The 17,875-nt window shown below is 57.1% G+C and carries 13 protein-coding genes; 6 read left to right on the top strand and 7 right to left on the bottom strand.

Annotated features, from left to right (window positions below; genetic code table 11):
• Position 1: 1 nt before the first annotated feature.
• The 3 genes from HS1genome_RS09110 to HS1genome_RS09120 are packed head-to-tail and all read right to left on the bottom strand — an operon-like array spanning position 2 to position 3,067.
• Positions 2-835: a carbohydrate ABC transporter permease gene (locus tag HS1genome_RS09110; RefSeq protein ID WP_126450640.1), complete on the bottom strand. Its 834-nt coding sequence runs from the start codon at positions 833-835 to the stop codon at positions 2-4.
• Positions 826-1,710, bottom strand: coding sequence for a carbohydrate ABC transporter permease (locus HS1genome_RS09115; RefSeq protein ID WP_197721484.1), 885 nt, complete (start codon positions 1,708-1,710; stop codon positions 826-828). Before HS1genome_RS09115 ends, HS1genome_RS09110 begins: the two co-directional genes overlap by 10 nt.
• 1 nt (position 1,711) lies before the next feature.
• Entirely contained in the window at positions 1,712-3,067 is a 1,356-nt protein-coding gene (locus HS1genome_RS09120) for an ABC transporter substrate-binding protein (protein WP_197721485.1), read from the bottom strand.
• A gap of 111 nt (positions 3,068-3,178) precedes the next feature.
• Between HS1genome_RS09120 and HS1genome_RS09125 the strand changes: the two genes are divergently transcribed.
• Entirely contained in the window at positions 3,179-4,873 is a 1,695-nt protein-coding gene (locus HS1genome_RS09125; RefSeq protein WP_158613774.1) for an amylo-alpha-1,6-glucosidase, read from the top strand.
• Here the strand turns inward: HS1genome_RS09125 and HS1genome_RS09130 are convergent.
• The gene (locus HS1genome_RS09130) at positions 4,863-6,740 is read right to left on the bottom strand and encodes an amylo-alpha-1,6-glucosidase (protein WP_126450646.1); all 1,878 of its coding nucleotides are present in this window, start codon (positions 6,738-6,740) and stop codon (positions 4,863-4,865) included. The two genes, HS1genome_RS09125 and HS1genome_RS09130, sit on opposite strands and share 11 nt — an antisense overlap.
• A 46-nt stretch (positions 6,741-6,786) precedes the next feature.
• Here HS1genome_RS09130 and HS1genome_RS09135 point away from each other — a divergent pair, with 46 nt between their 5' ends.
• The 3 genes from HS1genome_RS09135 to HS1genome_RS09145 all read left to right on the top strand — a co-directional run bounded on the left by HS1genome_RS09135 (position 6,787) and on the right by HS1genome_RS09145 (position 12,100).
• On the top strand, positions 6,787-7,884 hold the full coding sequence (locus HS1genome_RS09135) for a TrmB family transcriptional regulator (protein ID WP_126450647.1): 1,098 nt from the start codon (positions 6,787-6,789) through the stop codon (positions 7,882-7,884).
• 1,500 nt (positions 7,885-9,384) lie between these two features.
• Positions 9,385-10,584, top strand: a complete 1,200-nt coding sequence (locus HS1genome_RS09140; RefSeq protein WP_229768154.1) for an MFS transporter — start codon at positions 9,385-9,387, stop codon at positions 10,582-10,584.
• Positions 10,585-10,594: 10 nt separating this feature from the next.
• Positions 10,595-12,100 carry a xylulokinase gene (locus tag HS1genome_RS09145; RefSeq protein ID WP_126450649.1) on the top strand — a complete coding sequence of 502 codons (1,506 nt, stop codon included), beginning with the start codon at positions 10,595-10,597 and terminating at the stop codon, positions 12,098-12,100.
• Here HS1genome_RS09145 and HS1genome_RS12820 read toward each other — a convergent pair.
• From HS1genome_RS12820 to HS1genome_RS09155, 3 genes are all read right to left on the bottom strand, one after another.
• Positions 12,075-12,629, bottom strand: coding sequence for a hypothetical protein (locus HS1genome_RS12820; protein ID WP_232018751.1), 555 nt, complete (start codon positions 12,627-12,629; stop codon positions 12,075-12,077). The two genes, HS1genome_RS09145 and HS1genome_RS12820, sit on opposite strands and share 26 nt — an antisense overlap.
• Before the next feature lie 11 nt (positions 12,630-12,640).
• Positions 12,641-13,462, bottom strand: coding sequence for a pyridoxal phosphate-dependent decarboxylase family protein (locus tag HS1genome_RS12825; protein WP_232018752.1), 822 nt, complete (start codon positions 13,460-13,462; stop codon positions 12,641-12,643).
• 819 nt (positions 13,463-14,281) lie between these two features.
• On the bottom strand, positions 14,282-14,965 hold the full coding sequence (locus HS1genome_RS09155; RefSeq protein WP_229768151.1) for a DUF72 domain-containing protein: 684 nt from the start codon (positions 14,963-14,965) through the stop codon (positions 14,282-14,284).
• Between the two features lie 756 nt (positions 14,966-15,721).
• Here HS1genome_RS09155 and HS1genome_RS09160 point away from each other — a divergent pair.
• Together HS1genome_RS09160 and HS1genome_RS09165 are read left to right on the top strand one after the other, a co-directional pair.
• The gene (locus tag HS1genome_RS09160; protein WP_126450651.1) at positions 15,722-17,155 is read left to right on the top strand and encodes an ATP-dependent nuclease; all 1,434 of its coding nucleotides are present in this window, start codon (positions 15,722-15,724) and stop codon (positions 17,153-17,155) included.
• Between the two features lie 21 nt (positions 17,156-17,176).
• Positions 17,177-17,788, top strand: a complete 612-nt coding sequence (locus HS1genome_RS09165; RefSeq protein WP_126450652.1) for a hypothetical protein — start codon at positions 17,177-17,179, stop codon at positions 17,786-17,788.
• Positions 17,789-17,875 lie beyond the last annotated feature (87 nt).

The following is a 17,875-nucleotide window of genomic DNA, read 5'->3' on the forward strand; positions in this document are numbered from 1 at the left end:
ATCACCTCTTTATTCCCGTCAATGCGATGCCCTGGGTGAAGTACCTCTCGAACACCGCGTATATCAGAAGGGTCGGAATCATGGACAAAACTTCCGCAGCTGTCATCTGGTTCCAGTATATCTGGGTGCCGTTGGCCCCCTTAAAGAAGTTTATGGCCAGTGGAAGGGTGAACATGTGTTGGGACTGGAGGACTAACAGGGGCCAGAGGAACGAGTTCCACGCCCCTATGAAGGAGAATATGGCGGTGGCAGCCATTGCGGGCCTCGCGAGGGGGGCAGCGACCTTGTAGAATATTTGGAAGGTGGAGAGACCGTCCAACCTGGCGGCGTCCTCCAGCTCGGTAGGCAAAGTGGTGAAGTACTGCCTCATGAGGAAGACGCTGAGCGCCGAGGTGAGAGAAGGAACGACGACCCCCTGGTAGCTGTTAACCCACCCTATGTTAACCATCAGTATGTACTCGGAGATCATGACCAAGGGGAACGGAACCATGAGGGTCGCCAACACCAGGTAGAAGAGGACGTCCCTCCCGGGGAACCTCAGCCTGGCGAAAGCGTAGCCCGCCAAGGAGCCCAGCAGGACGTTCCCTCCAGTAACAGCCAGTGCTATCACTACGCTGTTCAGGTACCAGACCGGGAAGTCCCCGAAGTGCCAGACGTAAAGGTAGTTGCCGAGGGTCTGCACCTTGGGAATGAGGTCGGCGGGGAGGTTGGGGAATATGTCGTCGCTGAACGACTTCACGAACATCCAATAGAACGGGATCACGTAGATTAGCGCCAGTGCCACCTGCGCGGCTACGACGATCCACCTCAACTTGCTCGATCGGGTCACGTCCACCTGCCCTCCCCTATGAACCTCCTCTGCAGGACGGTGAGCACCATTATTATGACGAAGAGTATGAAGGAGGCAGCTGCGGCCGCCCCGAAGTTGTTGAACACGAACGCTTGGTCGTATATGTATATCAGGGGGACGTAGGTGGACGTACCGGGACCTCCGTCGGTCATTATGTAGACCTGATCGAAGAGTTGCATAGAACCTATCACCCCCAGAATAACAACCAAGAGGGTGGTGAACTTCAGGAGCGGGAAGTAGATGTACCTCATCTTCCGGAAGGCTCCCCTAACCCCGTCTATCTCCGCGGCCTCTATTATGGATCTCGGGATGGCCTGGAACCCCGCGATGTACATGACCATGAAGTAGGGGGCGGTACTGAACACGTTTAGGGCCATTATCGCGGGGAAGGCCCACGTGGTGCTGAAGAGCCAGTTAGGGCCCCTCACTCCGAACAATCCGAGGAAGGAGTTGAGGAGACCTTGGGGCGAGAACACCCATATGAAGAGGACGGACATCACAGCAGAGGAAGTGACGGCGGGGACGAACACTACCGCCCTCGTGATCCTAGTGAGCACGCCTCTACTGTTGAAGAGATAGGCCATCCCGAACGCCAGGAAGGTCTGGGTAGTGACGACCACTGCGGTGTACTCCAGGGCGTGTAACATGGAGAGCCAGAAGAGGCCTGAGCTCGCCACCTGCTCGTAGTTCCTGAGTCCCACGAAGTAGACCACGTGAAAGAGAAGGTCGTAATGGAGTAAACTGATAACGAAGGAGTAAACGGCCGGAAAGAGGAGAAAAATGGTAACTAAGAGTATGGAAGGTAAGACGAAGGCGTACGCGGTCAGCTTCTCCTCCCTAGGGACTTTCTCTCGTCCCAACTCACCCACCTGCAGTGGCGTTGGATAGCACTTGGTTCGTATCGGAGACTATCTCCTGGTAGGCCTGCTGCACTGTCACGGTGCCAGCGAAGAGGTTCTCCACTACGTCGTGGACTTCGGTGTGGACGGCGTCCCAGTTGGTCGTGTTGTAGGCCCAGCCGTAGGCGAACGGGAACTGCTCCGCCATGTATGCGGCCACCGGGTTCGCATTGATGTAGGTCTGGTTGTGAAGTATCGACAGCCTAGTGGGGAGGGCCAGTCCCTTCATCACCCACATGAACTGTCCCTCCGGCCCAGTGAAGAACTCCACGAACTTCACAGCGGCCGCTGTTTGGGCGGGAGTGAGGTGAGCATTGACTGCCAACCCCACAGTGAACAGCATGGTCCCCCTCTGGACGTCGGAGGGCATCCACTGCACTCCCCACTCTCCCGCGGAAACGTTGGAGCTGTTGCTTTCCAGCACTGGTATGGCCCAATTCCCACTTATCACCATAGCGACTTTCCCAGTGGCGAAGTCTCCCCCAGCCCACCCAGCGGGAAGGGAAGAACTCAGTTGTGCAAGGCCGCTCTTGTACAGTCCGTAGTAGAACTCCAGGGCCTGGAGTATGGGGGTGGTGTTGGAGGGCGTGCCTGTACCCTGGGAGTTTATCCAGTTCCCACCCGCCTCGTGTATGAACGCGAGTATCCTCGCCCACGCCGGGTCTATCACAGTGGGGTAGTACCCCTGAGGTAGCTTCTGCTTGAGCACCTCGAGGTAGTGTTGGTAAGTGCTCCAGTTCCAGTTCTGAGGAGGTGGAGCGAGCCCTGCCTCAGAGAGGAGCTCTTTGTTGTAGAAGACTGCGAGGACCGAGTAGTCCTTGGGGGCCGCGTAGAGACCACCTTTGTAATAGAATGTGTCTATAATGCTGGGTATGAAGTCGGATAGGTTGTAACTGGGGTCTGACTTCAGGTACGGCTCTAGGTTCAGGAGGTAACCGGCCGAGGCGAACTTGGGCAACTCCGTGTTCTCCATATAGAAGACGGCCGGCCCCGTCCCCGTTGACAGTCTCGTGGCGAGGGTGGAGTAGTAGTTACCTGTAATGGGCTCGAAACTCACGTGTATGTCGGGGTTCATTTGGTTGAAGACGTCGACCATCTGGACGTCGAACTGGTACTCCTCGCCGCTGGACACCCACCCAGAGAACACTATGTCGACTGGTTTGGCTGGGGTCGCCGAGGACCTGCTCATCACGGCGTACGCTCCCACCGCCGCCGCCACTATCACTATCGCCACGACGGCGTAGATCCACCCCGCGATACCTCTCCGTCTCCTTCCACTGTTCCTCTTCGAGTGAAGGTTTCCCACCTTGACACCCATCTTATTGACGTTTGAGGAGAATATAAACTTTGTCATACTATACTATCCGGCTGTAGTATATTCTTTGATTGAGCAAGCTAAGATATATTTCACCTCGACGATCCCCCAAATGTGAGGTTAGTCAACAAGCTGGAATTGTCGGGGAACCTGATCGCGTGCAGGTTGAACCCAGACGGACTTGGGGTGTCGGAGTTCTACCTTGGGGAGTTCGTGGAGTCGTCCTCCTTCCTAGTAGGGAATAAGGGGAGGTGGAGGAGATCCGTCTGGGATCTCGGAGGAGTGAGGAGAGAGTGGAAAGACGGAGTAGTGGAGAGCCTGACAGTCCACGGGGACTCCCTCCATTACTCGCTCTCCTCTGGGAGAGGGTCCCTCAGGGGTGAGGTCAAGCCGTCACAGTCTGGGGCTGAACTGACCGAAGTCGAAGGGGGGTTCGCGATCTCATCCGAGGGTTGGACGTTGGCCCTCGTAACTGGAGGGAAGTTGAAGGTGGGAGGCAACTCCTACGAGGTGAGCTACGACGACGGAATCGAAGTGGCGGTGGCCGGGGGAGATAGCAAAGCCCTAGAGAGGGCCAGGTCGCTTCTAGGATCAGGGAAGGATCTCGAGTCCGCTAGGAGAGAGGAGCTATCTAGGTCTCTCCAGAGGGTGTGGAACGGACATCCCCTATGGGACTACTGCTGGTACGTCATCCTCTCAAACAGAGTGAGCGTTAGACATCCCGTCCTGAGGGCCCCTTTCACTGTTCCCAGCAAATACACGTTCAGGCACCAGTGGTTGTGGGACTCGTCCTTCCACGCCGTGGTGCTCTCGCTTTACGATCCCGATCTCGCCGCCCAAGAACTGGAGAACCTCCTGACCTCTCAGAGACCCGACGGGAGGATCCCACACGAGATATTCCTCTCCAGGGCCAAGTGCAGGGACTTTTGGGGAGTGGACGACTACTCACCCCCAACCACTCAGCCACCGGTTCTCGCGGTGGCGGTGGAGAGAGTCCTGTCGGAGAAGTGGGACGACAGGTTCGCCAAGCTAGCTCTCGAGGCGTTGGTGAGTTACGACAGGTGGCTGGAGAGGAGCCGGGACGAGGACGGAGACTCCCTCTACTCTTACGTCCACCCGTTGGAGAGCGGGTGGGACGACAGCGTGAGGTGGGACGAGGTGAAGAGGGGGGAGGGTATGGAGCCTGTGGAGGCGGTGGACCTCAACTCCCTCGTCTACAAGCAGAGGAGGGTGATCTCCTGGATAGCCAGGAAGCTCGGGGAAGAAGAACTGGCGAGGAGGTTCGAGGAGAAGGCCTCAGCGACGGGGAGAATGGTGAGGACGCTCATGTGGGACGGAGAGAGAGGGCTGTTCTACGACCTCTTGCCGGGGCACGTGAAGTCCAGAGTGAAAACCCCTGCTGCCTTCATGCCTCTCTTCGCCGGGCTCGCCGACGTTGAACAGGCCGAGGCCCTAGTCTCCCACATCTTCGATCCTAAGGAGTTCTGGACCCACTTCCCCCTCCCCACAGTTAGCGCCGACGACCCGAAGTACGACCCACGGGGGTACTGGAGGGGTAGGTCCTGGGTGAACTTGGTGTGGTTCACCTACAAGGGGCTGAGGTACTATGGCTTCAGGGAAGAGGCCTCCGTCCTAGCCAGGAGGTTGGTCGATACCATGGGTACGACGTGCAGGGAGAACTACGACAGTTCAACAGGAGAGCCAATGGGGGCAGTAGACTTCGGATGGTCGACCCTCGTGCTGGACGTAATGAGAGATGAGGGAATGGGCCAGCAGGCTGGACGTGCATTGAAGTTGGCTAGTCAGTGATCTTGTAGAGTCCCCTCTCGGACTTCCCCTCAACTACCCCACCCTTAACTGTGAGGTGGAGGGAGTCCTCTCCTACCCTCAGGCCTGTGATCCTAACTTCGTCTAGCCTCACCCTCGGCCTGAAGCGAACCGTCCTCTCGACGTGATCCACCCTCATCCCTAGGAGACCCTCCATCAACGCTTGCAGTGTGGAGGCCGCCGACCAGAGCTGGAGAAAACACCCATCTCCCCTCAAAGTCTCCGGGAACGCGCCAGGAGAGCGGGAAGAGAAGGAGTCCAAGTTCAACTTGACGATCCTCCACCCCAGCTCTCCCAGACCGTAATTGAAGCACGCCATGGCGAAGAGGGAGTTGCCTATTTGCATGGTCACGTTCCCATCCGTCCTGACCTTCACTCCCCCCTCCCAATCGTTCAACGTCCTCTGTACGACCCTCCTCGCCCTCTCCTCACTTGCGACTCCGGCCAAGAGGGGGAGGAAGGAAACCCAGAACCCCTTCACCTCCTTCCTCCCTTCCCTCAGGGTGTCGGCGTAAGTTCCCTCCTCCTCGCTCCAGAACTGATCTATGAGTTTGGCGACCTCCTCTCCCCTCTTCACGGAGTCCGCCGCGAGTCTCACGTCTCCAAAGAGCTCGTGGAGTTCAGCGAGCTTCATGTAGGCAAGGTAGGCGAAGGTGGCTACGTCGATCTTCACACCATACCCCCTTCCCTCGTCTTCCATGACTCCCGGCCCCTCCGGTACCAACACGTCCTTTGAGAAGTAGTCGTACATCATCCTGGTGACGCCATCTAGGTGAGCCCTCACGAACTCCTCGTCGCCCGTCATGTGGTACACGTCCCATAGGTTGATCACGAGGAGAGGAGTCTCCTCGAGGTCACCGTAGTTGTAAGTCCTCCCGTTCGTCACCACCTCGTGTGGCACCCTCCACCCGTTCCTCGAGGCCAGACTGTAGAGGAGGGAGAACGATTCCTTGGCCTCCTGGAAGAGTCCGGTTAAGAGGACGCCGGGAAGGGAGAGTGAAGTGTCGACGCCGAAGAACCAGGGGTAGTCTGGGATCCCCGCCACTAGACCTGTGCCTAGGCCAGGCTGGTGGTGGAGCGACCACAACACGTTCAGCTTAGTCCACTCCACTAGAGTCCCTAGGGGATCGGGACTCAACTTGGTCCACCTCGTCATCGATTGGACGAGTTCCTCCTTCGCCCTCAGCTCATCCTCGTACTTCACCCGAACCTCCCCGAGGACCTTTCCCCGGCCCTCAGGTGAGGCACAGACGGTCACCAGGCTCTCCGGGGCCAGCTTAAGTTCCAACTCACCTCCTTCGACCCTCGCCTTGAGGACCGGCTCAGTCCTCACCGCCACAGCGCCGCCGAACTTCTCCTCTTCCACTAGGACGACGTCCCCAACCTCGGAGGTGACCACCCTGTCCTCCGGCCTCTCGGAGAACCAAACTGGTATAACCTGGACGTGGAGTACCAGCGAGGAACCTGCTGGGGCACCGGAGATCTTTAGGATCATGCACCCCCCTCTGGTCGAGACTAGTTCGTCCACCCTTACCACGTGGTGTCCTAGGGCCAGTACCTTCTCGACGTGGGTCCTGGAAACGAGGACGGAGAGGACCCTCACTGGGCCTCCCCACCTCACTTCGTACCCGTCCAAGGCCTTCAGTGGGGGGACCCAGAATCCACCCATCTTCCCTGGGAGGTGGAATCCGATCTTTGCGGGGGAGTTGGGCCTACCCACGAAGTAGGCTCTCAACCCCCAATCGAAGTAAGGTAAGTCCGTTCTGAGGTCCTCCTCAACCCAGGTGTCGGTGTAGATCACGAGAGAAACAACCACGTTCACTTTAAAAAGGCAGACGTCAGCTTTCATCGAAGAAAAAAGCCTTTTTAGCTGCTAGAAAAAATAGTTGAAAGTCATGGGTGGGGAGTTAGAGGAGTCGCTGACATACCTCGGCCTGTCCAGGAGGGAGGCATCGGTCCTGGCCTACCTCATGGAGCACGGCAGCGCCACAGCCAAGGACATGATCTCCGGGCTATCCATCCACCAACCACAACTCTACAACGTCCTCGCCTCACTTGTGAGGAAGGGCTTCGTCAACGTCCAGGAGAGCAAGCCTAAACTCTACGTTCCTGAGAGGCCCTCGGTCATACTGGAGAGGTTGGAGAGGGAATACTCGAGGAGGAAGAAGTCTATCCTGGAAGCCCTCTCCAAGGGGTCAGGAGATAACCCCACCAGGAGGAACCTCATCTGGGTGACTAGGGGGATGGAGAGTGTTATAGACAACTCCAACTCCCTCGTTCAAGACGCCTCCAACGAACTCTACATAGAGACCACTCCACAACTCCTGAGGAGATTGTTGAGGCAATTGAGGGCTGCGTCATCCCGGGGAGTGAAGGCCTACGTCATGCTCTATCCCTCCGCTCCAGAGGACCTAGTCCAGGAGCTCAGGGAGTCGGGTGTCACCGAGGTGAGGGCGAACCAACTGGGGCAGTTCTACTTGGTGGCTCCGGACGTTGAGCAGTGCGTCTTCATGCCTAGAATGATGTCCCTCTCAGGGGAGTCCACTTCTGTTTACGGATACGTCTTCAAGGATAAGTTCATGACCCTCTTCTTCCTTCACTACTACTTCGAGGGCTGGAGGAACTCCACCCCGGTTTTCAGGAGGGGGCTTAGGCCAGAGGACTTCCCGGTGGTTTTCTTCTCGCACAGGTTCGCCACGTGGGAGATAATGAAGGCGTTAGAGGCCGGCCTTAGCCTGGAGGTGGAGGTCGAAGGGGAGTTCCTGAAGGGAGGGGAGAGAGCGAAGTTGAGGGGGGTGCCATCTAAAGTCAACGTCGACTCCGAGGTTATAAACTTCGAGTTGTTGGACGAGTCCTCCGGACGTAAAGTGTTGGTGGGAGGGGAGAACTCCCTCCTGGAGGACTTCTCCGCGGAGAGGATAGTGTTGAGTCTGGCGGGGGACGGGAAACCGAGGACCCAGGGAGGTCTAGAACAGATAGAAGCTGACAGATAGGCGGGACTTCGAGTACTCCTCTGAGTCCAGTTTTAGATTGTCTTCCAACGGACTTCGTCGTCCCCGTGTCGGTTCGCATCTCTCGTTCGTGGGGCCATGGGTCTACCTGAGGAAGTCCCCTTCTCCACACCGTAAATTGGGAGGAATCTCCACGATGAGCGAAACGTTCACACCCCTTCCTATGCTTCGAGTCCAAGGAAGCGGGTTCGCCGTCGTACGAGAACACAACTGGGGCGACCCTTCCACCAGGACACGGATCACTCTAATGAGAAGTGCCGCCAAGTGACCTCCTCCCAGCACTGGAAGGGTTCCCCTCCTTTGGCTCGTCTTTCCCACCCTCTGTTCGGGTTCACGTCCCTGGTGGGCAGTAGAGTGGATCGGGGAGGGACCCCACTCGAAGGTGGGACTTTCCTCCGTGAAGTCCATTGAGGGAGAACGCGGTCGCCCCTCCCTCGTTTTCGTCGAAACCCCGATCGATCTGGGGGGAGGGGCGTCGTTGGCGCCAACCAGGGAAATTTAGACGGAGGGGTGGAGGGGGCTACACCCCCGTGAAGGGCGAGGGTTTCCGCCCCCTCAACCCCCAGTTTGTAAGAAGTTAGTGTAACTCCCCCCATTGTACTAGGCGCGGCGGGGACGTAAGCCAAGTAGGGGTGCCTTAAGGTGTCCCCAGATCTCATGCCCATAAGCGACGTGGTAGACACGGTCATCCCGGACATGCTCACCCAGGGAGCGCCGCCAGACCTTGGACTACACCGAACGAATAACCGATCCCTCGGGTGAAACTGTTTTGAATAGACTGAGGCAAAACGTTGGAAGTCCACGAGAGACGCCTACCTAGAACTCTAAAAGGTTAGTCCTACTCCACTTTCACCGGACCTCGAAAAAGCGTCCTGTCTCAATTCGCGTGAGAAGGGGAGGCCCTTCAGGGAGAAGCGTACTTTATATCCTTTTTTATTCCAAACTTTATTGATGAGATGGGGAAAAGACGGAGGCGTAAGGGTGGGTTTCCGTGGGGGTGATCGTAACCTCTCCCATTTCCTATACGTAAACTCGGTGGAAGGCGGAACTAGGTTTCTCCGGAACGTCGACGTGAATTCCAACAGTGAAGTTCTGGTCTCGCACAAGCGGTTCTCCGCGAAATGGAAGGAGTTATTCCTCTCGCTTTCGAAAATCGCTGAACGGGTGTGTATAAAGACGACGAGACGTCAGTCACACTTCCGCTCTACGACAGATTCACCTTCGGGCCATATACAGACTATAGGAACCCTAGGATGGTTCAAGGTATCTAACGGAACTGTCGTAACGGCCTCAACGATCTGCGAGTCACCAGTCCGGGATACCCAGAGTTTATTAGAAGAGTGGGATAGAGAGATTTCGGAGTTCAACTCGCCCAGGGACCAGGCCTCGCTTCACTCAGGAACGACGAAGTCTAGTCTGAGAACCGGGGTGGAGTTGCCTCTAACCGGGAGTCCTTCACGGGGAGCGTGAGGGGAGAACGCGATGTCGAGCTCCTACAGGTGGGTGGTGTTGGGGTGCTACATGGTCGTTGCGGCTGTGTCGCAGCTGCTTTGGCTCAACTTCGCCTCCATAACTACCCCCATAGTGACGGACATTTTCGGCGTCTCGGAACAGCTGGTGGGGCTACTGTCCGCCACGTGGCCCCTCATTTTCATACCGTTCTCGGTGCCCGCCGGCCTCCTCACCGACGCGCGTGGATTCAAGGCGGCAGTGACTCTGGGCGCTAGTGTGATGGCTTTCTTCTCGGTCCTGAGGATCCTAGCTGGGAGGGACTTCTTCCTCCTCCTGGCGTTCCAGTCAGCAGCGGGAGTGGGTCAGCCCTTCGTGTACGCCGTGATCTCCAAACTCGTCACCCAGTGGTTCCCTCAGGGCGAGAGGGGGCTGGCCACGGGACTGGCCACAATAGGACAGTTCGCGGGGCTCATTGCGGCTCTCGTAGTCACTCCTCTCCTAGTCCCCACCGCGAACTTCGTCGAGTTCCAGAGAATGCTAGCACTTTACGGCGCCGTGGCGGTAGCGGGAGCCGTCCTCTTCGTACTCCTGGCCAAGGAGAGGCCTTCCCCTGAGGAGGAGGAGAGCGTCGATCTGGCGGAGTTGAGGAAGCTCCTAGGCTCCAGGAGTTTCCTCAAGTTGGGGGCCCTATTCTTCATAGGGGTTGGGTTCTTCACAGGACTCCTCACTTGGATAGAGAGCGCCCTAGTTCCTAGGGGTATTCCCGTCACCGAGAGCGGGACAGTGGCGGCCGCAATTTTGGTGGGAGGAATTGTGGGCTCCGTCGTGATCCCTTCCCTCTCCGACAAGGTGAGGAGGAGGAAACCCTTCTTCCTGATCAACTTCGGAGTGTCGGCGGTGGCTCTAACTGTGATCTCCCTGAGCTACAGTCTCCCCGTCCTGCTGGCCTCGTCTTTAGTACTAGGCTTCTTCCTAATCTCCTCGCTACCGATAGGGTTGGACTATTCGAGTCAAATAGTGGGGGAGAGGTTGACGGGGACGGCCCAGAGCGTTATGTGGCTCCTAGCTCAGGTGGGGGCGGTGGTACTAATAGTCGCCATGGGAGCCCTGGCCAACCCCTCCCTCTTCCCCAAGAACCCATTCCTTCCCTCCCTAGTCATGGTAACTCTCCTCGACGTCTCGGCCCTGGGGATCTCTTTCACGTTGAGCGAGGTGGGGCGAGTTAACTGAGGGGGTAGTACTGGCCTTCGACGTAGGTACGACTTCGATTAAATGCGCCGCTCTCTCTCTGAAGGACTTCGAGCCGGTGGCGCAGTCGTCGATCAGGTCCACCGTCGCTTACCCGAGGCCCGGTTGGGCTGAACAGGACCTCGAGAGGCTCTGGGAAGAACTCCTCACACTTGGTAGAAAGGTAACGGAGGAGAGGGTGGGTGAGGAAGTGAGGGGGTTGACCTTCGATGCTCACATGGCGGGGGTAGTCCCAGTGGACGAGGAGGGACTGCCATTGAGGCCAGCCATAATATGGCTCGACGAGAGGGCCGCTGGCCTTCCGAGGGAATTGTGGAGTGGCCCCCTGAAACTGCAAGGGTATTCCATCCCCAGACTAATCAAGTTCCTCAGAGTCACGGGAGGAGCTCCCAGCAGGACGGGGAAGGACGTTATATCCAAGGTCGTCTGGTTGGCTGAGAACGAGCCCCAAGTCCTCTCAAGGGCCAGGAAGCTCCTAGACGTTAAGGGGTTCCTCCTGAGCAGGAGCACCGGGGCGTTCGTGACTGGACACGACGAGGCCAGCTTGACCTGGATGGCGGACACCAGGAGGAACAGGGCCGCGTGGTCTAGGGAGATCCTGAGGAAGTACGGAGTGAGGGAAGACCTCCTCCCAGAGATCAGGAACTCAACCGATGTCGCAGGGAAGTTGAGGGCCGAAGTGGCGTCTCGCCTCGGGGTGCGGGAGGTACCGGTCTTCGTCGGTGCGGGCGACCTCACCGCAGCCGCAGTGGGCTCAGGGGCCGTCAGGGAAGGGGAGGTGCACGTCTACCTGGGGACGAGCGATTGGGTGGCGGCCCACTCCTCGAAGAGGAGGGTTGACGTGTTCCACTACGTCGGGAGCATCCTGAGTGCGATACCTGGGAGGTACCTCACCGTGGCGGAGCAGGAAGTCGCAGCGGGTGCGCTGGAGTGGGTGATGAGGACGCTCGGGGTGGAGGACTACGGCGAGGTGGAGAGGATGGTCTCTTCAGTGGATCGCACTGCCCTCCTCTTCCTCCCGTGGCTTTACGGGGAGAGGTCCCCCGTGGACGATCCCAACGTCAGGGGAGGGCTCATAAACCTCACCCTCGACACGGAGAGGGGGGAAGTACTCAGGGCCGTGATGGAGGGAGTCGCGTTGAACGTGAAGTGGGTCTTCCCCTACGTTGAGAGGTTGGTGGGGAGGGTGAGAGAGGTGAACGTAATAGGAGGAGGGGCACTCTTCGACACGTGGTGTCAGCTCCTCTCCAGTGCCCTGAAACTACGAGTGAAGAGGCTCTCGGACCCACAGCTGGCGGGTGTGAGGGGACTCGCCGCAATTGCCTCAGTGGGAATGGGAGTTTACCCTAGTTTCGAGGACGCCGTGGCTAAGTTCAAGGTGGACAGGAAGTTCGAGCCGGGCCGAGAGGCGGCCGAACTCGAGGCCAAGTTCGTTCTGTTCAGGGAGGCCTATAGGAAGCTCAGGGGGACGTTCAGGGCCCTGAACTTGGGGGTTTGAAGAGGTACCTATTCACAGCAGTCTTGAGCACTTCCTCCACGAGGTCGGGCGGAGCCTCGTGCATGAGCCTGTTTATCACCGTGAAATCCTCTGGGAGCTTCCCCTCCTCTATCCCCAAAGCCCGTACGAGATCCCCCTCGGGGAGTCTGATTTCCTCTTCCACCGTGAGACTAACGGAAGAGAGGTCCTTTAGGAACTGATCCACCAAGACGTCGTGTCCAGGGGCCACGGTTAAGTGGATGCTCTTGGGGAACCCCATCTCTCTGGACCCGGGCTGATACTGAACGAACCAGTTGAGCTTCCTCATCTCCCGCGGCAGAGCGGCCAGATCGCGCTCGTCGGAGGTGAAGGCCAATATGCCCGACTTGGGCTCGCCCAGCACCTTGTAGCCTAGATTCCTCAATCCGGTCTCCATCCTCCTCCTGGCGTCCAACACTCTCTTGGCCAGTTCCCTATAACCTTCCCTTCCCAAGTAAATAAGTATGCCCCACGAGGCCGCCAGGGTACCAGCAGACCTCGTCGAGAGCACGGCCGTGTTAACTACCGGGTAACCCGGCCACTTGGACGCGGCGAAGACAGTGCCCTCCCTGAGCTCGGCGTTCCTGAAGAGGACGATAGAGGCGCCGCGGGGGCGTAGCCGTACTTGTGCAGGTCAGCCGACACGGAGCTCACTCCCTCCAAGGAGAAGTCGAAGGGAGGTACGTCCTCTCCCAACTCCCTCAGGAAGGGGAGAAGGAAACCTCCCACACACGCGTCCACGTGGAACCACACCCCGCGATCCAGCGCCAGCTCTGCCATGGCCTGTACGTCGTCCACGGTGCCGAAGGGATAGTTGGGAGCCGAAGCGATCAGCGCTACGGTGTTACCTCCCAACTTCCCCTTCACGTCCTCCAGGTCTGCCCTAAATTGCCCGTCTACCTTGACGGTGACCACCCTCATCCCCAAGTATTCGGCGGCCTTCCTGAACGCCGGGTGGGCCGTCGCCGGTAGTACTATTTCCGGTGTCCCAGAACTGCTTCTCTCGAATCGCTCCCTGGCCGCCTTCATCGCCAGAATTATGCTCTCGGTGCCACCGTAGGTGAAGTTCCCCACCACTTCGTCGTCGCCGTGAAGGAGAGAAGAGACCATTCCCACTAGCTCGTTCTCCATCCTGAGTACGCTCGGGTACACAGTGAAGTCCAGCATAGTCTTATCCATGAACTTGAGGTAGAGGGCCTTCCCCAGCTCGATCACGTCAGGGGCCCCCAACACGTACACGTGGCCCCACATCCTACCACTCAGCGGGTCCATGTCCCTGGAAACGTACTCCTCCGCCCTCCTCAACACCTCCTCTTTCGAAGTTCGACTTTCCTTGAACTCCACTCAACTAACTCTAAGGGGTGAGGTAAAATAGTTTGTTTCGAGTTCGGTGGAACAGACCTCGAGGCCCGAACAACTCCACCTACGCCCTTCCCCCGAGATAGCCTGCGACGTCGAATAGCTCAACTCGTTCGATACATCAAGACTGGCGAACTCACCCTCGCGGAGGGGACTGCCTCACCCGTAGTGTGGGAGGCGAAGCCCCCACCGAGGACCTTCCCAGCCCCGATCTCCTCGGGACGTTTAAGGGGGCGTCGTAGTCAAGCTCTGATGTCGTACAGCGCTGGGGACGGGAGAAGACACGACTGGGTCGTCCTCGACGTACCTGCTGTCGGCGAACGTCTTCTCCTCTCACACGAGCAAACGAACGCGAAAGGACGCTGGAGAATAGGAGCTTTTAGCGAACTAATGTAGATCTGTGGGGAGACTTCGAGGCGACCGTCCTTCTCTTGGACGAAAGGCCCCTCACTTCAGTTAGCCGTGAGCGATACCCCTGAAGGACGGAGCTTCCCTTTCCACCACTCAACCTTGCCCCAGGGAGGGAGCTCCACCGAAGTGGCTCCCACCCCGCGACGGGAACGGACTCCGTTACCTTACGTACTCGGCTGGGGAAGCGGGCGTACGTCGCGAACTCGCGCTCCGACCTAGGTGCCTCGGTGGTGCTCGACGAGTAGGCGACCGTCGTAAGAGTAGTTTCTCGAAACGATATCTAAGCCCGCACGAAGGAGGTCTCCGAGTCCGCTCGAGAGGCGAGGCTTCACCTCCGAACCCCATTTTCGTGAAGGAGGCTCCGAAACCGATGTACCGCAGTCGTACGGTGTTTCAGGCTCGAACAGGTGGACTCCCTTTGTGCCTCCTCTCCAAGTACTCCTTGAACTCCAGAGCGTTCCTAATCATGTGGACGTTGTTGAACATGACGTAGTTCAGGTCCTCTCCCAGGGCGTTGACCAGGACCTCGAAGTCTTGCTCCGTGTACCTGTACCTGTAGTTGACCTCCTTGTCCCCTATTCCGTGGAGCCTGTAGTACTTCAGTGACGATAGGGACCTCCTCCTGAAGGGATCGACCGCGTGGAGGAAACCGGTTTCGGAGAGAACTCTACTCACCAACTCGTCGCTCCACCCTTCCCCTCGATGTTCCCACGCGTAAAGGAAGCTCCTGTCGAGAAGGGTTGAGAACTCCTTCATCGACCTGAGGTTCTCCTCCGTCGGGTGAAAGGAAGGCGGAGTCTGGAAGACTACTACACTCGCGTTGAGGACCTTGGCTACCTTCAAGGTGTACTCTAGGGCCCTCTCCGTGTCCCGATTAACCTTGAACCTCCCGTAGTTCTCTGGCCTCCCTACGAACTTCTTCGTCCTCCTGTAGGTGGGACTCGTGATCTCGTGAGTGATCACCTGCGAGGCCTTCACCGTGAACTCGAAGGGGAACTCCCTCCTCATCCTAGTTGCTGTCGACTCGGACACCAAGTCGTAAAACGTCTGTTGAACCTCCATTACGTCGACGCCCACGCCCTTCCTGAAGGCGCAGATCCCCGTCTTGACCTCCGTCAGGGTTAACCACCCCTAGTCGACCGACACCGCTCCCACCTCTCCACCAAAGGAAGAGTTTCCAAGTCCCCAGAAGGGATTAGGGAGAGCCCGGCACGTCCTGCCTCTCCCCTTACCTCGAGTTCGACCGAACTTGTTGGTGACCCCAGCTTCGAGTTGACCACCTCCACCACTTCCCTGTGTTCTCCCTGTGGAACTTAAGCGAGTTTTCGTTGAAGTTATCGAAGGGAAAAAGCGACACCTCGTCCTCACGGGGAGCCTCGCGGTGAGTCCCACTCCTCGGAGTAACCTCGATCCCCTTCCGTAGCGGAGGTTCAGTGGAACCGTCCTGTGAACAGCGTGGAAGGGAGGTCACGGAGGCTTCCTATCGACAGGCGCGAGTTCCCCAGCCCCGAGAATGTCTGGCTTTTACAGCCGAGATGAGAAGATTATTATTGTTTTCTTGCATAAAAACCCTTCTATAAGGGGGGTATCAGTCCTCACGGAAGGGCTCTTCCGCCTCCTCAACCCACGTTAAGATAAAAATTTCGTGTCTTTCAGTACGACGAATGTGTGTAGAGAGATATTTCCTAGATTCACAACGTTTAATTTCCAGTGCAGCAACCCTAACTCATGATACAGGTACCCGTATACGAACTAGGAGACTCCGAACACGGGAACGCAGCGACCTCACACTACTAGAGAAGGGATTTATACTTTCTAGGAGCTGCTTTCCTTATGAATTTGGTTGTGTATTGTGGGGAAGTTTACAGCTGGGTCAACATGTGCGAAAAGGTCGACCGTAAGGACTTCACCCTGCTAAATTACGATACCGTGGAGAAGTGGCTGAAAGAGAACGGTGAGGGGGCCTACCTCATATTTGGCACTGACGTCATCCCAGTCACCGCGTTCAACTATCCGGAGGTGCCGTTATCGGACACCCCTCTCTTCCAATTCATGAAAAGAGGCGGGACGGTAATTTGGGCGGGGGACGTCCCCTTCTATTATTCTGAAAACGGCGGAAAGAAGGTTGAGAGCAAACTCAATCCATTTCCATTCGATACACTTAACTTCGCAGATAAGGTGATGTTCGAGGACCCCCAGAACAGCCTCGTGGGCGAACTGATGGAGTACAGACCTGTCGAATCCTGGAGGCCGGTGCAGGGCCACCCGTCTCTCATACCAGTCAGTTACAAGCTAAACCCCCAAGGTTCCATCACTCTCTACTACTCCACCTGGATCTATAGGTACGGGAAGGGATCCTTCGTCAGACTCTACGATTCTAAATACGTCGATTTCAAATATCTTCTCTCCCTACCTGAAAGGATGGCGAAGTTGAACGAGGGGATCAGGATAAGGAACTTCAGGAAGCTCCGTAACCTCCTACTCAAGTTCCCTAAATTCAAGGTGATGGTGTTGATAGGGGACAACAACGTAGGCAAGACCAGCGTCTTGGAGGCACTAGCCACACTGTCAGATAGACTCTTTGAAGAGAACGCTAAGAGGATCGCCACCTATAGAGGTTTAACCCAACCCGCGTTGCCGTCCCCCACATTGCCGTTCCCAGAGTTAGTTGAGGCCTACGTGGACGGGGATTACTCGCTCAGGGTAGTCCCACCTATACTTAGGAACCCCCTGGAATCCTTAATCGTCTTCTCCACGGTTATAGAGACCGGGGGACCCACCCAGGAAGTCCTCAACGAAGTCTCGAAGGTCCTCTCTAATTTCGATCCAAACGTTTTCTACCTCTACCTTGGAGCCGGGGGAATAAGGGTCTTGTCGCTCGACAGGACGGACCGGAGGCTTTTGGATCAAGGTCAAGGTTATAGGAGCATAATGAGAGTCCTGCTGGACTACGCGATGTTCAAGCCGAAGGTCCTCCTCCTGGACGACGTTGAGGGATTCGCTCTCCACCCGAACATGCTGGAGAAGATGTTCCACCACCTCCTCGAGATCGAATCTAGAACGATCCTGACGACTCAGAGTATGGACGTCGTATACTACTTGGCCAAGGTTTCCCTCGAAAGGGATTTCAGAGACCCCGTGATATATGTGATCCTCAAAGGGGACGACCAGGAGGTTATGACAGCCCAGGAGGTGTGGGATAGGTTGCCTTTCGAGGACCCCAGGTTCACTGCCCTGGCGAAGAGAAGAGGGAGATCGAGTGTGTGAAGTCGATCGTAGGTGAGTGGCGTGGAGTTGACCCCTGAGGACTATCACGCTAAGCTCGTTTTCGCTGACGGTAAGATGGACAGGGAGTTCATCAGGTCCGTCCTGAAAAGGAACCTCGGCCGACACTGCAGCGTCAGGCTCTTCGTCCCTGATCCCAACTTCGACGCTCACGTAGTAAGTGGAGGTAAGGGGCTGGAAGGAGTCATCCGATTCGTCAAGAGCGACCTGGACAGAGGTGAGAGAACGTTCATCGTCTTCGTCGATAAGGAGCACCTGACTTCCACTGTCGAGGCCAGCGTGGGATCTATGATGAGGAAATACGGCATGGAGCCTGTATCGAGTGAAAGGATTAGAGACTCGGTACTGGGAATTAAGGGGCGTGTAGGGAACAAAGAGTTCTCCATGTACGTAGTGGTCACCGGCTTGTGGTGCTGCATCGAGGACGAAATACTATCCGTTCTAGTGGACGGAGTTGAGGGGAAGAGCGGTGAGGGCTGTTGTGATTACTACAAAGAAAAGAGTAGAGAGAATGGAATGGATCCGAAGAGGTCGTGGAGCAACGCCCGCGTCTCGGAGCACTTCTTTAACAAGATCGCCTCAATATTGGAGCGACTCACCGCGAACACACCCTGACCTCACCGCGAACACACCCTGACACTGGCCCGTCGAGTTCCCCGTGGTTCGAGTCCAATTCCCTATGCTCACCTGTGGATAGGAAGG

Origin of the sequence: Sulfodiicoccus acidiphilus (assembly GCF_003967175.1) — an archaeon.
In the GTDB taxonomy this organism is placed as follows: Archaea; Thermoproteota; Thermoprotei_A; order Sulfolobales; family Sulfolobaceae; genus Sulfodiicoccus; species Sulfodiicoccus acidiphilus.

What these genes read in the sequence shown, in the direction of transcription:
- HS1genome_RS09120 (WP_197721485.1), bottom strand. Translation starts at nt 3,067, where the DNA reads ATGGGTGTCAAGGTGGGAAACCTTCACTCGAAGAGGAACAGTGGAAGG.
- HS1genome_RS09130 (WP_126450646.1), bottom strand. Translation starts at nt 6,740, where the DNA reads ATGAAAGCTGACGTCTGCCTTTTTAAAGTGAACGTGGTTGTTTCTCTC.
- HS1genome_RS09135 (WP_126450647.1), top strand. Translation starts at nt 6,787, where the DNA reads ATGGGTGGGGAGTTAGAGGAGTCGCTGACATACCTCGGCCTGTCCAGG.
- HS1genome_RS09140 (WP_229768154.1), top strand. Translation starts at nt 9,385, where the DNA reads ATGTCGAGCTCCTACAGGTGGGTGGTGTTGGGGTGCTACATGGTCGTT.
- HS1genome_RS09160 (WP_126450651.1), top strand. Translation starts at nt 15,722, where the DNA reads ATGAATTTGGTTGTGTATTGTGGGGAAGTTTACAGCTGGGTCAACATG.